At 34.3% G+C, this 16,556-nt stretch carries 11 protein-coding genes and 1 tRNA gene; 3 read left to right on the forward strand and 9 right to left on the reverse strand.

Features of this window, described 5'->3' with window-relative positions; translation table 11 throughout:
* Positions 1-7: 7 nt before the first annotated feature.
* Genes BLV84_RS01980 through BLV84_RS01990 form a run of 3 tightly spaced genes read right to left on the reverse strand, consistent with a single transcriptional unit; the run spans position 8 to position 6,128 of the window.
* On the reverse strand, positions 8-2,089 hold the full coding sequence (locus BLV84_RS01980; RefSeq protein ID WP_093238696.1) for a peptide MFS transporter: 2,082 nt from the start codon (positions 2,087-2,089) through the stop codon (positions 8-10).
* A 16-nt stretch (positions 2,090-2,105) separates the two neighbouring features.
* On the reverse strand, positions 2,106-3,923 hold the full coding sequence (locus BLV84_RS01985) for a peptide MFS transporter (protein WP_093238699.1): 1,818 nt from the start codon (positions 3,921-3,923) through the stop codon (positions 2,106-2,108).
* A 24-nt stretch (positions 3,924-3,947) separates the two neighbouring features.
* The gene (locus tag BLV84_RS01990) at positions 3,948-6,128 is read right to left on the reverse strand and encodes a S9 family peptidase (protein WP_093238702.1); all 2,181 of its coding nucleotides are present in this window, start codon (positions 6,126-6,128) and stop codon (positions 3,948-3,950) included.
* A 212-nt stretch (positions 6,129-6,340) separates the two neighbouring features.
* Between BLV84_RS01990 and BLV84_RS01995 the strand changes: the two genes are divergently transcribed.
* Entirely contained in the window at positions 6,341-7,645 is a 1,305-nt protein-coding gene (locus BLV84_RS01995) for a hydroxymethylglutaryl-CoA reductase, degradative (RefSeq protein ID WP_093238705.1), read from the forward strand.
* Complete coding sequence (locus BLV84_RS02000) at positions 7,645-8,562, forward strand: GYDIA family GHMP kinase (protein ID WP_093238708.1); 918 nt, start codon at positions 7,645-7,647, stop codon at positions 8,560-8,562. The genes BLV84_RS01995 and BLV84_RS02000 overlap by 1 nt, the downstream gene beginning before the upstream one ends.
* Before the next feature lie 58 nt (positions 8,563-8,620).
* On the opposite strand, the gene BLV84_RS02005 is transcribed toward BLV84_RS02000, so the two are convergent.
* The 6 genes from BLV84_RS02005 to BLV84_RS02035 form a co-directional block, all read right to left on the reverse strand.
* Positions 8,621-10,774: a peptidylprolyl isomerase gene (locus BLV84_RS02005; protein WP_093238712.1), complete on the reverse strand. Its 2,154-nt coding sequence runs from the start codon at positions 10,772-10,774 to the stop codon at positions 8,621-8,623.
* A gap of 123 nt (positions 10,775-10,897) precedes the next feature.
* Positions 10,898-12,187: a hemolysin family protein gene (locus tag BLV84_RS02010; RefSeq protein ID WP_093238716.1), complete on the reverse strand. Its 1,290-nt coding sequence runs from the start codon at positions 12,185-12,187 to the stop codon at positions 10,898-10,900.
* A gap of 192 nt (positions 12,188-12,379) precedes the next feature.
* Positions 12,380-12,946 (reverse strand): LPS export ABC transporter periplasmic protein LptC, encoded by a 567-nt coding sequence (gene lptC / locus BLV84_RS02020; RefSeq protein WP_093238721.1) that lies wholly within the window; start codon positions 12,944-12,946, stop codon positions 12,380-12,382.
* Between the two features lie 8 nt (positions 12,947-12,954).
* Positions 12,955-14,319, reverse strand: coding sequence for a tetratricopeptide repeat protein (locus BLV84_RS02025; RefSeq protein WP_093238724.1), 1,365 nt, complete (start codon positions 14,317-14,319; stop codon positions 12,955-12,957).
* A gap of 9 nt (positions 14,320-14,328) precedes the next feature.
* The gene (locus BLV84_RS02030) at positions 14,329-15,573 is read right to left on the reverse strand and encodes a BamG family beta-barrel-assembly machinery protein (protein ID WP_093238727.1); all 1,245 of its coding nucleotides are present in this window, start codon (positions 15,571-15,573) and stop codon (positions 14,329-14,331) included.
* Positions 15,570-16,301: a type III pantothenate kinase gene (locus tag BLV84_RS02035; RefSeq protein ID WP_093238729.1), complete on the reverse strand. Its 732-nt coding sequence runs from the start codon at positions 16,299-16,301 to the stop codon at positions 15,570-15,572. The genes BLV84_RS02030 and BLV84_RS02035 overlap by 4 nt, the downstream gene beginning before the upstream one ends.
* Before the next feature lie 99 nt (positions 16,302-16,400).
* Between BLV84_RS02035 and BLV84_RS02040 the strand changes: the two genes are divergently transcribed.
* Positions 16,401-16,473, forward strand: a tRNA-Phe gene (locus tag BLV84_RS02040).
* Positions 16,474-16,556 lie beyond the last annotated feature (83 nt).

A 16,556-nucleotide genomic window follows, 5' to 3' on the forward strand; every position in this document is an offset into this window, starting at 1 on the left:
TTATAATTTATTTGACGCCATGCATCAATTTCTTCAATAGTGGATGTAAAGCTGAAACTAGTAAACCAGCGACAATAGGAATTGCAGCAAAAATCAAAAAGAAAGTTGACATGCTATATTCATCCTGTATCTGATCGACCATTCCTCCCATTGAAGCCGCTACTTTGTTACCAATAGCAATAGCCAAGTACCACATCCCGAACATCAAGGCAATCATACGTGCTGGCACTAATTTACTCACATAAGAGAGTCCAACCGGAGATAAACAGAGTTCACCCAATGTATGGAACAAATAAGCTAAAATTAACCAAATCATACTAACACGAACTACACCTGCTTCAGCTCCTTGTGGAATTATGCTTGATCCAAAAGCTAGGACTGCGAAGCCAATACCCATGACAATTAAGCCTAAACCATATTTAAATGCGGCTGATGGATTGTATTTACTTTCCCACCATTTAGAAAAGAATGACGCAAATGCAATGATGAAAAATGAATTTAGAATACTGAACCAAGAAACAGTTATCTCAACCTCGTTATCTTTCACTTCGGTTACAGTTCCTTCAACAATTTGTGACTGTAAACCTTCTTCTTGATAATCTAAGGCTAAATCTTCTTTCTTAACTTCATCAAGATATTGATACTTGCCAAGTTCTAGATGAGCAGCAACATTTTGACCAACGTTTAGCTCATCACTTGAAGTCAAATCAAATGATCTAGTGACTGCAGTTTCGCCTGCTTCAAGAGGTCTTGACGCCGAGATGGCTTCATAAATTGTTTTAGTTTCTCCATCAACAGTTTCTTCAATAGCTACAGCTTCATATTGTACTTCATAAGCTTTTGTAGAGAAATCTTGAGCAAGCATCCAAATAACAATACCCCAAACAACAGTAAAACATATAGCTAAAACAATGTTACTTCCTGGTATTCTAGCAAATGATTTTTTATTTAAAAGGTATAAAACCCAAGTAATAATCATTAATGGAATCACAGTCAGTAAAGTGTTAACCACGTTAAATATAATCGCTGAGTTACCTGTGAGTACACGATCGGTATAATCTCTTGCGAAAATAACCATTGAAGTTGCTGCCTGTTCAAAAGGAATAAAGAATAAAACCGTGAAGAATGCAAAAATAATAACTGCGATCATACGATCTCTCACAACTTTCTCATAACGAACAATTCTTCCTATGACCAAGAATAAAAATAAAGCAACACCTATAAGCGTAACCACTAAAGGTCCTGATAAAATATCTTTTGAAACTAGAAATTCTTCAGGTAGTAAGTTAATGTTTCCAATTTTTGAAGTTGGATCATTAATCAAATACAATAAACCAATCGCTGAAGTCACAACGATTAAAATTTTATCTAACGAAGTAAATTTATTCTCTTTGTAATCTTTAACCTCGTTCGCTTTTTCTTCCTTTGTCTGTCTTTTAGGTGGAGCACCAATTTTACCAAATAATGGTTTCGCTAACAGAAACTGAACAGTTCCGAATAACATGAAAACACCTGCTAAACCAAAGCCCCAAGACCAACCAACGCGCTCTGCTAAATAACCACAAAGCATCATTCCGAAAAAAGATCCTGCATTAACTCCCATATAAAAAATGGTGTAAGCACCGTCTTTTTTCTCTGGTAAGTAAACATACATTTCAGAAATAATGGACGTGATATTTGGCTTAAAGAAACCTGTTCCTAAAACAAGTAAGCCTAAGCCCATGTAGAGAGATAATTCAGTTTCAATAGCCATTGATGCATGACCCAAAGTCATGATGACACAACCTATTAAAACTGCCCAACGATAACCCGTTAATTTATCAGCGATAACACCACCCAATATCGGCGTTAAATAAAGCAAACCAGCATAAGTACCAAAAAGTGCTCCTGCATTTGAAGCTGACCATTCCCAACCAGGATTACTCCCAATGGCTGCCATTGTTAAGAAATTAACTAACAATACGCGCATTCCGTAAAAAGAGAAGCGCTCCCACATTTCTGTGAAAAATAAAACAAAAAGTCCAGCTGGGTGACCTAATACTTTACTTTTAAAAAACTCATCATGCTGAGTCGAACTTGCTGTTGCCATAGTCTATATATTCGTATTAATCCTTAATTTCTGTATCTGCGATTTCAAAACCTTCAGCTTCTAATCCTTCTACCTCTTTATCTTCCGCACCATGCGTCAATTTCTTAAGTCTTTTTAGGAAAAGAATAAGTAGGAAACCGAAACTCACTGTAAAAATTGTTAACCAAAGGAAAGTTTGATATTCCTGTTCGTTTTGTTCTTCTTCTAAAACGAAGCTCACGCCATAATCTTTACCATCTCCCTTATTCTCTGTCTGCTGAGCAGCATCAGGATCTTTTTCAAAAATCAAACGTGCGTGATAAGGGTCTTCCTTAGTCACTTCATTTGAAGATAGAGTTTCTTTTAACTCAGCTTTTCTTTTTCCACTTAATTCAAAAATAGGATTAAGGTCTCTTGTTCCTTCATATTCTGTGTACTGAACTTCACCGTTTTCTAGGTAAACATCACTTTTTACAATGAAGTTTTTATCTTCATTAATTGGATAATCGTAAACTTGAATAACTTTATTCTTTTCGTTTTTCACCTTCATGGTGTCTTTTTCCATAAAAGGTATGACTTGCTCTTTATTAAAAAGCATTGTTCCTTTATAAGGATCAAGTTGTGCTGATTCTCCAATGCTACCTGCAAGTTTATTACCAAAACCAGTTGCTGCGAAGAAAACCCCCATCATAATAGAAGCATATTTCAATGGCGCTAATTTGGTAATAAAAGAAAGTGCGACAGGCGATGTTGATAACTCACCAAGCGTATGAAATAAATAAGCTAGGAAAATCCAGATCATTGCTGCTTTTCCAAAAGTTTCAGAGCTAGCCTCTTTTGAAGCAAACATCATGAAAACATAACCAAGTCCCATGATAATGGTACCAACTGACATCTTGAATAAAGACGAAGATTCTCTTCCTTTTTTCTTCCACCACACCCAGAAACCTCCAACAAGAGTTCCGAAAATGATAATATATGCCGCATTTAGAGATTGGAATACAGCTGCAGGGATTTCTTCTAACCAGCTTAAACCAATATTTCTGTCAATTTTTGCATCTGTGTAAAGGTTCATCAATCCACCAGCTTGCTCAAAAGCTCCCCAGAAAACGACAACCATTAAAAATGAAATTAAAAGAACTATAACTCTATCTTTTTCAACTTTTGTTAAAGGTCTTTTAGCTGCTGCTTTTTCTTCTGGAGTAACATTATCTCCACCACTAAATTCTCCAACACCTTTAAGAAATTTCTGTCCCCAGATATAAACAACTTGTCCGAGTAACATTCCGATTCCTGCTAAGCCAAATCCATAATGCCATCCGTAATAATAGGCAACAAAACCAACTGAAATACTTGCTAAAAAGGCACCAATATTAATACCAATATAAAAAATAGTGAATCCGCTATCTCTTCTGATATCTCCTTCCTTGTATAGACCACCAACCATTGTAGAAATGTTTGGCTTTAAACCTCCAACACCAATGATAATCAATGTTAGACCTGTAAAGAAAGCCCAATCTTGAGGAATTGCAAGTATTCCGTGACCTAAACAAAGGGTAATTCCGCCCCACATCACAGTTTTTTTCTGGCCAAGTAACTTATCTGCAATCCAACCTCCAGGAATAGAAGCTACGTAAACTAACATTGTGTACCAACCGTAAAGCCAAATCGCATCTTTACTACTCCAGCCTAAACCAGGATCTGCAGCTGTTGCTGATGCAGCAATATATAATGTGAGGATGCCACGCATTCCGTAATATGAAAAACGTTCCCACATTTCTGTAAAAAATAGAATAAACAATCCGACTGGATGTCCAAATAATTCTGTTCTCTTTCTCTCTACTGTTGTTGCCATATATCTTAGTTCTGGTTATTTATTTTATAAATTTTCTGTAATAAAATCTGTCATTAAGTTGTACAAATGTAAGCGTGTGTTTCCTCCATAAATTCCGTGGTTTTTATCAGGATAAATACGCCAATCAAATTGTTTATTCTCTTGTACTAAAGCTTCGATTAATTGCATTGTGTTTTGTACATGTACATTATCATCTGCACTTCCGTGAATCAGTAAATAACTATTATCGTCATTAAAGTTTTTTACATGCGTAATAGGTGAATTGTCATCATAACCACTCGCATTTTCTTGTGGGGTTGTCATATAGCGCTCTGTGTATATCGAGTCATAGAATCTCCAACTTGTCACTGGTGCAACTGCAATTGCGAAACTAAAAACATCACCTGCCTGAAAAATTGCATTAGAAGACATGAATCCGCCGTAGCTCCATCCCCAAATACCAATCCTATTCTCATCAATATAATCACGCTGACCTAAAAGTTTTGCAGTATCAATTTGATCTTGAAGCTCAAACTTACCAAGTTCCTTTTGAGTCACTTTTTTAAAATCTCGACCTTTAAATCCTGTTCCACGACCATCAACAGTAACTATAATGTATCCTTTGCTTGCCAACATTTGATACCAATAATCGTTTGAACCCATAAAGCTATTAGAAACAGATTGTGAACCTGGCCCTGAATATTGATACATCAACACTGGATACTTCTTAGAAGCATCAAAATCCAAAGGCTTAATCATCCACATATTCAAATCATTTCCATTCACTTTAATTGTTGATAATTCTTTAGGCGATATTTGATACTCTTTTAATTTATTTTCTAAAACATCATTGTTCTTAATTTCTCTAACAACTTTTCCGTTTTTAGCTAAATTTAAAGTGTAAAGATTTGGTGTTTTAACGCTATTAAATGTATTCACATAATAAGTGAAATCTGCAGAAAAAGATGCTGAATTCGTCCCTTCTTTTGTGCTTAAATCTCTTTTTGATTCTCCGTTGAGCTTGATTGAATAAATTCCGCGATTAACACTTCCTGTTTCAGTACTCTGATAAAGAATACGCTTGTTTTGACGATCATAACCATAGTAAGAAGTCACTTCCCATTTACCATTTGTCACTTGATCGATCAGTTTTCCTTTCTTGTTATAGTGATAAATGTGTTTCCACCCATCTTTTTCACTCGTCCAGATAAAGCTGTTATCCTCTAAAAAAGTTAAGTCATCTGTGACATCAACATAGGCGTTATCTTTTTCTGTATGAATCAATTTTGCTTTGCTTGTTTTTGTATCCACAAAATAAAGTTTCAATTCATTTTGATGCCTGTTAGTTGCTTGCACGCTAAAAACATTTTCATCTTTTGTCCACTTCAATCTTGGCAAATATTCGTAGGCTTCTAAATTAACTTGATTCGTTTTTTGAGAATCAACATCATAAATATGTAAAGTTACATCTGCATTATTTTCTCCAGCTTTTGGATATTTAAAAGCATCTTGACTCGGGTACAAATCTTGTCCGTATCGACCATACATATCCATCGAAAACTCCGGAACATCAGTTTCATCAAACCTTAAAAAAGCAATTTTATTGCCGTCTAAACTCCATTCAAAAGCACGAACAAAAGCAAACTCTTCTTCATAAACCCAGTCCGTCAATCCGTTGATGATTTTATTATCAACACCATCAGTTGTGACTTGCGTTTTTTGGGTTGAAGAAATATCTTTAATAAAGATGTTATTGTTTTTCACATAAGCAACCTTCTCATTATTTGGAGAAAAAGTTGGTTCCTGAATCATCTCTTCATCAATACGGGTTATTTTTTTTGTTTTGATATCATACACGAAATAAATTCCTCTCGTTGATCTTCTAAAAATCGGTTGAATGTCAACTCCCAAAATCGCTTTAGATTCATCTTCGCTTAATTTGAAAGTTTGAAAATATTTTAATTCTGGAATATCAGCACTGTTTATTAAAGTGCTAGTTCGCTGACCCGATTTATAACTATAAATATCAACACGCATTTCCGATTTTTCTCGGTCATAATCTTGAATGATGTATGACTGCCCATCGTTTAGCGACTGCAAAGCTTGCAATCCCTCTTGTCTGAATGTCCCAGACCAAATTTCCTCTAAAGAAATTTGTTTGTTTTGAGCCGAAATTTGAAATGAAAATGCTAGAAATAAAAGGAATGAAAAAGTCCTGAAAAACATAAGCCTAAATTTGAATCTTCAATTTTACTAAAAAAACATTAAAAACCACTTGTTTTTAGTCATAAAACTGCTTACTGAAGGTCTTAAAATGCTAAAAAAAATTTGGTCGAGAGCTAAATCTCAAAAAATTGAATTAGAAAAGACGAAAATCACGCAGAGTCACTTGTAAATACTGTTGTATATTTGTTTGAAAATTGACAAGAAACAGCCTTATGCCAATAATCTCAGGTTTCTCAAAACTCAGCAAAGAATCAAAAATTGATTGGATTTGCGATCATTATCTCTCATCAAACAAAAACGCTAAACAAGTTCTAGCAAATTATTGGAATTCTGATTCTAAATTGCAGAAACTACATGATGAGTTTACTGAGAATACAATTTCAAACTACTACTTGCCTTTTGGTGTTGCTCCAAATTTCACTATCAATCATGAAACTTATGCAATTCCAATGGCTATTGAAGAAAGCTCGGTCATTGCGGCAGCAAGTAAAGCTGCTAAATTTTGGAATGATAAAGGCGGTTTCAAGGCTGAAGTTTTAGGCACAAAAAAGGTTGGCCATGTTCATTTAAATTACAAAGGTGATGCTCAAAAATTAAAAGATTTTTTTAATCAAATTAAATCTCAGCTAATAATTGATGCAAAACCCATCACTAAAAACATGGAGAAAAGAGGTGGCGGCATTCTAGATATTGAACTTGTTGATAAAACTGATCAACTCGATCATTACTTTCAACTGCACTGCACCTTTAATACTAAAGATGCGATGGGTGCTAATTTCATCAATTCTTGCTTAGAGCAATTTGGACAAACCTTTGAACGCGAAGCAGAAAAACATGATGCTTTTAAGGAAAATTCACCCGAGGTGATCATGTGTATTTTATCAAATTATGTTCCTGAATGTTTAGTCCGAGCTGAAGTTTCTTGTGATATTAACCAATTAGGAAAAACCAAAGAGGAAGCTGAGAAGTTTGTTAGAAAATTTAAGCAAGCCATCGATATTGCGACTATAGAACCTTATAGAGCTGTCACACACAACAAAGGTATCATGAACGGCATAGATGCTGTTGTATTAGCAACGGGTAACGATTTTAGAGCTGTTGAGGCTGGCATTCATGCTTATGCTGCTAAAGATGGACAATATAAAAGTTTGACAAAAATCAGCTTGAAAGATCAAAAGTTCAGATTCTGGATTGAAGTTCCTCTTGCAGTTGGGACAATTGGCGGTTTGACAAGCTTACATCCTTTAGTCAAAATTGCGATGGAAATGTTGGGCAAACCTAATGCAGAAGAACTTATGAAGATTATTGCTGTGGCTGGTTTGGCTCAAAACTTTGCTGCCGTTAACTCATTAGTGACAACAGGAATTCAGAAAGGTCACATGAAGATGCACTTGATGAATATTCTCAATCAACTCAAGGCTACAGAAGGTGAAAGATTAAAAGCTGTTGATTATTTTAAAACACACACAGCGACACATTCTGAGGTGATTGCGTATATTGAAAAATTAAGAGCGTAATGCAAAAATCAGACTTTTACAGTCATGGGAAATTGTTGATCACTGGCGAATATTTAGTTTTAGACCAAGCTAAAGCACTGGCATTGCCGACGAAATTCGGACAGCATTTAAATGTTAAGGAAACAGACTCTCAATTCTCAACTTGGGAAAGCTACTTGAGTGATGGAAGTTTGTGGTATAAATTTGAATTTACAATAAATCAAATTTGTCAAACTTCATATCAGCCTAAAAACGATTTTGAAGAACGTTTAAGTCAAATATTTAAATTTATAAGAAGTGAAAATTCTGAATTATTTATAAACGAATATAACTTTAAAACTCATTTAGAATTTCCTCAAAATTGGGGGTTAGGTTCTTCCTCAACTCTCATCAATAATCTTGCGAAATGGTCTAAAATAAACCCTTACAAGTTACTTGAAAACACTTTTGGCGGTAGTGGTTATGACATTGCTGCTGCACAAAGCAAAACAGCCTTGTTTTATACCAGGAATGATTTTGATCCTCAAGTCAAAACAATTCAATTCCCAGAGTTTCTAAAAGATCACATCTATTTTATTTATCTCAATCAGAAACAGAATAGCCGAGACGCAATAGAACACTATAGAAGCATAAGTCAAGCACAAAAAGATAAAAGTCTCAATGAAATTTCTCAAATTTCTGAAGAAGTTATCAATGTTGAAAATTTAGAACATTTTGAAGAACTTATGAAACAGCATGAAGGGATTTTGGAGAAGTTATTGGGTCAGCAAAAGGTTCAGGATAAATTGTTTCCCGATTACAAACATGGCATCGTTAAAAGTCTTGGTGCTTGGGGTGGTGATTTTGTGCTGGTGACAGCTAAAAACAAAGGCCAACTCTCATATTTCAAAAACAAAGCTTATCATACAATTCTCTCTTACAGAGAAATGATTTTATAAAAAAATGCCTTAAAACTTGAAGTCTTAAGGCATTTTATATTTTCAACTCAGATGAATCTTAATAGAAATTAGATCTATTATCCTCGATTTCTGAAGTTTCTTTTAAAGCTTTATAAACTGGATTGATATTATTCTCTCCAGATAATCTTTGTAATTTTTGATTGAAAGACTGAACTCTTTTTTGAGTTTCTTGATTAGCTTGTGATACATAAGAAGGTAATTCTGGCGCATCTTGCTTCGCTAAAAGTTTCACTAAATAAACACCTTTTTCTCCTTGAATGGCTTGGCTAACTCCATTTGTCTCTAAAGCAAAAGCTGCACCAACAACTTTTGGTTCACGACCAGCACCAGCTAAAACAGGACTTCCCATGTTTACTGCGGCAGCATCCTGAACACTAACTCCAAATTGAGATGCCACTGCATCTAAATCATTTGAGTCGATTTGGGACATAATTTCCTTTGCTTGTTTATTTGCCTTAATGATTGATGTCACTTTTTCTGAAGCTTCTTCAGCTGTTTTAACACCTTCTGGAGTTTTCTTAACCAACTCAGCAATAACATATCCACCAGAAATATCAAATCTATTGATATCACCAACTTTTGTTGTTTCTTCAAAAGCCCACTTAACGATATTTCTTTGCTTGCCTAATTGAGAAATTGTTTCATCTAATCTGTTCATTTTATTAACAGGAACAACATCAAGATTAACTTCTTTAGCAGCTTCTTCAACTGAAGATTCTTTAGCAGCTAATTCAAAATTACTCGCATTACGATATAAAGTATTTAGAGTTTTATCAGAAGCTTCAACAGATTTCACGATACGTGCAATTTTGTAAGCTTGCTTTTCATCTTTATTGTCAGTGACATGAACAACGTGGTAACCAAAATCAGTTTCTACAACACCTTTATGTCCAGCATCTTTAGAGAAAACATAATCATTAAAGTCTTCAACTAAACTTCCGTAAGTCACCCACTCTAAGTCTCCACCGTTTTCAGCAGATTGTTTGTCAGCTGAAAATGACGTTGCTAATTCAGCAAACTTATCAGCATCTTTACTAATAACATTTGTGATGCTATCCGCTAAAGCTTTTGCTTCTTCTTGAGTTCTTGTTGCGTTTGGATCAACATTAGTTCCTTCATAAGTGACCAAGATGTGCTTAACGCTAACCGAGTCAACCATCTGTTTTTTGTCGATCATTTTGATTAAGCTCATTGTTGATGCATCAACGTGAGGTCCGAAAACTTCACCTTTTTCCAACTTTGTAACATCAGATCTAATTTCTTCTGGTAATTGGTATTCAAAGAAATATCTGTCAGCGAAAGGAACATCTGAGTTCAAGTTGACAAATTCTTCTATATTATCAGTTGTTTTTAAACCTTTCTGAATTTCGTTTTCTTTGGTAACAGAATTATAAACTTCTTGATCATCTAAAAGTTTCTTCAAGTCAGCTTCTACACCTTTGATATCTTCAGCAGAGGATTCTTCTTTAAAGAAAACGTATCTAATATCTCTTTCAGCTTCTTGTTTAAAAGCACTTTTATTTTTGTTGATATAATCTTTGATATCTGCTTTGCTAACTTCAACGTCTGCAGCTTTATCAAAAGGAACTCTAACAAAAGCTAAATCTAAACTTGCATTTTGTTTTTTGAACGCTTGCTCAGCTTCTAGCTTTGTTGCGCCAATTCCTGCTCTGATCATGTCGTAATATAATTCAGCTTTTGCGATGGTTTCAATACTTTTTTCAAAGTTTAACCACTGCGGATACATTTCATTTGGTGATGAAACTTTAATTTCTGCAACGTATTGTTTTACTTTTTGAGGATCAAAGAAGCCAGCTTCGTTTGAAAACGTCGGATTTCCGGCTAATTGCTGTTCCATCGTATTTGTAATTTGATCAGAACCAACTTCAAGACCTAATTTATCTAATTCTTGATCTAATAATAAATTAAAAACTTCTGAATCCCAAATCTGGTTAACAGCCTGTATAGTAGAAACTTGACCTTGACTCTGCTGAACTCTGTTTTCAACCATCTGAGCAAATTCTTCTCTGCTAATTTCGCGATCTCCAACAACACCAATGGTGTTCATAGATTTCGTAGAAGTGAAACCACCTTGTCTGATGACATCCGCCAAAACAAAAGAAAATAATGCTAGTGCTATGATGACTATCAGGAAGACAGTGCGTTGTCTGATTTTACTTAAAATCGCCATTGAATATGTATTTTAAAAATAGTAGGTGGCGAAAATAAGACAATTCGGCAATAAATAAAACTTAATGCTTTGAAAATTAAGGGAGATTTTAATTTTTTATTAAGAAACCCAAATAGGCTGAACTTAATCTGGCTGTAAGACTTTGAGAGCAACCATTTCAATCTTTTTACTTGAAGCTTCCAATATTTTAATTTCAAAATTAGCGATGCGGATAACACTACCGATATCAGGAATTTCTTCAGCGTAATGCACAATCATACCACCTAAAGTTTCATAATTGTCAGATTCGGGTAAATCAAATTTATAAGTTTCATTCAGGTCATCGACTTCATGCCTTGCCGAAAAACGATAATAATTATCATTAATTTTTTGCTCGATCAAGTCATCTGAATCATGCTCATCTTCAATATCGCCGAATAGTTCTTCAACAATATCTTCAACAGTCAGCATACCGCTTGTCCCACCATACTCATCAACAACAACCGCAATACTCGTATGTTTAATTGTCATCAAATTCATCACATCTTTAACCAGCATTGTTTCAGGAATAAAAACAACTTCCCGAATAATGTCACTTATTTTATTTGGCTTTTTAAAAAGTTCAAACGAATGAATGTAACCAAGAATATCATCATTAGTTGCGCGATAAACCAAGAGTTTTGACAAACCGCTTTCTGTAAAAATAGAGGTTAATTCATCTTTAGAAGCATCAATATCGACAGCTTTAATCTCGTTTCTTGGCACCATCACTTCGCGTGATTTAACATCAGAAAATTGAAGTGCATTTTGAAAAAGTTGTATTTCAGAATCGAGTTCTTCCTTTTCATCAACAGCTTCCATTTGCTCGTCAATGTAGTTACCTAATTCAACTTTGCTGAAAGTTAACTGAACTTGATCGCCCTGAACTTTAAAGAAAACCTTTAAAACAATATCAGAGATCCAAATAATAAACTCAGAGATAGGGTAAAAGATGAAGTAAAAAATAAATGCTGGAATTGCAAAAATACGCAGCATTAAGTTAGAGTAAATTTGGAAAAAAACTTTAGGTAAAAATTCTGCGGTTAGCAAAATAAGCAATGTTGAGATCAGTGTTTGCGAAAACAAAGAAGCCTCAACCAATAAATAATGTAAAAACTGATTTTGAATTGGCAGAAGTGACTGAAACCAATTCATTATAAGATCGCCCATAAAAAGACCATAGACAACCAATGCAATATTGTTCCCGATAAGCATAGCAGCAATAAACTTTGAAGGTTTACCTGTTATGATTTTCAGAACTTTACTTGTGAGATCTTGCTGATATTTCTCTAATTCAATGTGAACCTTGTTGGAAGAGACAAAAGCGATTTCCATCCCAGAAAAAAAAGCGGAGAGCAGTAATGATAGAATAATGACGATTACCGCTGTACTCATTTCTTGGGTGACTTATCTTGATATTTTTTTCTAAATTTACGCTTAAAGAAAAACATAAAAACAGCAATGGAAGCCATAAAAATATAAAGGTAGCTGCGACTTTGAGATATTTCCCAAGTCACGATTGCTTCATAAATAAAAAACACTGCAAAAGCAATGTAAGCGTACTCAAAGTATTTGAAAAACTTCATATTATTGATCTAAATTGTCAATGGTTTGCTTCCCGATATTTGCTCGAGAATTAAATATAGTAAATTCTTGGTTGGCATCAAAACCGTCTCCGTTATTCACAGTTCCGTTTGATAACTTTAATTTATAATGCTGGTCTGTATAAATCCAAGATTCATCTTGATCCCAGTAAAGCTGTTCGGCGGTTAAGACAACGCCGTCATCAGTTGTAATTGAAACGCTGTCTTGCATATCAATCAAACCTGTTTCTTCATAAAGAATCGCATATTTTGCAAAAATACTCGATTTTGCTGAATCTTCACTAAAAAAATCTACATCAACAGTATTCGGAAATTCTCGGTAAGGAAAATCTTGATGTGTGTAATCTAAAACCTCAGGGCTTCTTAAATTAACCTTGACCTTTCCACTATCGGTATAAAAGAGATTGATATCATAAGCTTTTGATTGAGGAGCGTCTGTTAATTTATTAAATTGATTAACATCTCTTGAATTGTCTTGACATGAAAAAAGTATTGTCACCCAACTAAGCGTGACAATACTTGTTATTATAAATTTAATATGTCTAGACATTTGTTGTTTTAAAAGTTTGGCACTTTCACGCTCTCACCAATCCAACATGAGTAAGAAATTGTTTTCCCAGCCATACCTTCTTGAAAAATATCAGATTTTTGCGGTGCTCTACCTCTATAACTTTCTGCTGTTGCTGAGGCTGTTGACTTTAAAGAAGGATCAACACGACCAGCACGGTTTGCATAGTCAGCTGCTAACCAATAAACACCTCTTTTCTCAAAAGTTGTATTACCACAGTTGTTTGCGCTTTTAGCATACATTTCTGCAATTCTCAAGTAAACAACACCCATTGAAGGTTTTTGCGATAAAGCTTTTCTGTAATAAGAACGTGCTGAAGAAAAACTACCTTTATTTTTATAAGTTTCAGCAATATTATAATAAACACGTGCTTTATCAGCAGGCTTATCTTCCAACTCAGCAGATTGATTATAGTAATCAAGTGCTTTACTCATGTTACCATTTTTCTGCGCTAAACGCCCTAAATATAAAGCAGTTTTAGCTGATGGTTTCAAATCGTTTTGAGCTTCAACAACTTTAAAGAAAATAGGATCATCTGTACATTCCTTAGCAAATAAACGGCTTGCTGCATTCTTTAGCCATTGAACATCTCCTTTTTTAGCTTCAAAATCCTTGTTGTACATCGGGATTAAGTTCTCACAATCAGCTTTACTACCAAGCAAAGAATTGACACTTCCCTTAATTTTGTTATAGTTTCTTAAGTAGATTTCAGAATTCTTCATGATTTTCTTTTCACGAGAAGTCAAATCTTCTTGATTTTGTTCTTTTTCAATTAAAGGCTGAACCTGAGTTGCTTTTTTGTTCTCTTGCGTTTCGATCAATCCAATAACCTCATCATATTTATCAAATAAGAATTGGATATCTCTTTCGCCGTTATCATTTAAAGTATTTGCAATTCTGAAGTATGCATATAAAGCAACTGGATCAACAAAGTTATCAGCATCTTCTTCAACAATTGCTTCAAAAGCTTCTAATCTTTCTTCCAAAGTACCGATTTTATTTTTGTACTTCACTTTAGCGATATCTGAAAGAACCTTTGCTTTTTTGGTTTTGTTAGGAAAATGCTCTAAACGCATATTCTGATTTTCGATAAACTTTTCTACATACTTTACCTTATCTTCTTCGGTTTCAGCATTTTCAATAAAGTGTTCAAACATTTTTGCTCCATACTGATACGTAACTAAGCTTTCTTTTGGACAAACTTCAATAATCTTTTTATAATGCGTATATGCATTGTCATAGTTTTTCACCTTAGCACTTTCGCTAAATAAACTCAAGTTTGCACCACAATTCTGAGCAAATAAAGAAAAACTAAACAATAGTCCTGTTAATGTTAAAATTACTTTAGATTTCATAATGAATTTTTAATTAAATTTTGATTTTATAAACCACTTGTCGTTAAATGAGAAGCTGAGAAAAACACTGATATAATCTTCTTGAACTAAATTATTACTCTTTGTACCTCTCTTAAAGTATTCAACACCAATATTGGCATTGGTAAAAACTCTTCCCGCAGGTATTCCGAGTCCAAAATTTATGCCAAACTCCTCAATATCTTTTCCATTATAGTTTAAACCTGTTTTCTCAAATCTAATCCCAGCCCTGTATGACACACGCTTAAGAAAGTTTGCAGGATCATTATATCTCGGTATAAAAAAACCACCTAACTTAATGATTTCACGATCATCGTAAATAACATCATTGCTGAAATTATAAGTTAATTCAGAGAAATCATTTGCTTTCTGCATCACATAATCTGCTCCTACATACCATTTACGTTTCTGTCCAAAACCTAAACTCAAACTCGTCTTTTGAGGTAAAGTCAATTCAGAATCCTCAATTGGCATTTGATTTTCATCAATCACAATAATTTGATCACTTGAAAAAACTTGAACAGAGGCCAATCGGCGATCAACGGTTGCATCAAGATCCATTTCAGGTCTGAAGGTTGCTGCAAGTCTCAAGTAATTCTTCTTACCTACTTGAAAATCTTTAATGGCGCCAAATTCAAAATCAAAGCCTCTTAAATCTGTTTCAATCAATTCTCGTGAAGCATATTGCACTCCTTTTCTTGCAATTAAATTGTTATAATTAAGCGTTCCGAAATTATAATTAGCAGTAAAACCTAATTTAAAATCTTTAAAAATTTCAGCTCCAGCGCTCAAATAAACAGAGTTTAATCCACCTTCACCTTCATATTTATTTCTGATATCAGAGGTGTTTTCACGGATATCATATCCAACAGCAGAAACAGGTTTTATACCAAAACCAATACCAAATTTGTTAAATGGAATACCGACTGCGAAATAATCAAAAGTTGTATGTGAAAAACTTTCTGATTTTTCATTTGTTTCCAATGAAACACTATTAATTGTCATTCCCGCAGTTAAAGCCGTGTAAGACAAGTCGCCGTAAGCGGCTGGGTTTTGCAAATTCAGGTGAATGCTATCTGAGGTTGATGACAAGCCTGCCATCGACCTATTTTCAGCTGTTCCTCTAAAACCTTCATTTCCTATCCCTAGAAAAGAGTAAGGTGAAAATGTTCCTTCTTGTGCTGTACTTGCAAAGCTCACAAGCAAAACAACTACTATGCTGATTCTTTTTATCATGTATTTTTGTTGTATTCCAAAATAAAATTCAAACCTTCAATGAGAAAATTTGAAGTCGCAAATATGCTATTTTTTAAACGAGTTGACAAGAGTTGATGGTCACCTCCTGTTAAAATAACTGTTAAATCTTCATAATCAACTTGATAGGATTGTATAAATCCGTCGATTTCATTTGCCATTCCCTCCACAACACCAATTTGCATTGACGCTTTAGTGGATTGACCAATTTGACTCGCCTCATAATCGTCTGCAGATATCAACGGCAATTTACCTGTAAAATTATGCATAGCTTTAAATCGCATTGACAATCCTGGGGAAATTGCACCACCTTGATAAACTCCATATTTATCAACAAAGTCATAGGTTACGCAAGTGCCAGCATCAACTATTAAGGTATTTTGATCTGGAAATTGTTTAACGGCAGAGCAAGCCAAAGCTAATCTATCTAAACCTAAAGTTTCTGGCGTTTCATATGCGTTTTTAAAAGGTAAATTTGTTTGATGCGAAAGCATTAAACACTTTGTGTGAGCCGAAAGAAATGCCAAAACATCAGGATTTAAATGCGTTGTAGAAGCAAGAATACTATGGGTGATTTTATTTTCTCCTAAAACTTTTTCAAGTAAAAGCATCACTTCAGCATAATCTGTTTTATGAATTTTTAAAAGAGTATTCTTCTCAAAAACAGCTAATTTCAAAAAAGAGTTACCGGCATCTACAATGAGATTCATCCTATTGTTATTTGCTCGCAAATGTACAAATTTGAAATTTTACAAAAATTATTTTGGTGGATTGATAAATGCCATTATATTTGCACTCGCAAAACTAATGGTGCCTTAGCTCAGTTGGTAGAGCAAAGGACTGAAAATCCTTGTGTCCCTGGTTCGATTCCTGGAGGCACCACAGTTTAAACCTCAATCGTAAGATTGGGGTTTTTTGCTTTTTAATCCTTTATTAATGCATTTTCTTTATATTATTTATAGTCA

The organism is Psychroflexus halocasei, assembly GCF_900107595.1.
Lineage (GTDB): Bacteria > Bacteroidota > Bacteroidia > Flavobacteriales > Flavobacteriaceae > Psychroflexus > Psychroflexus halocasei.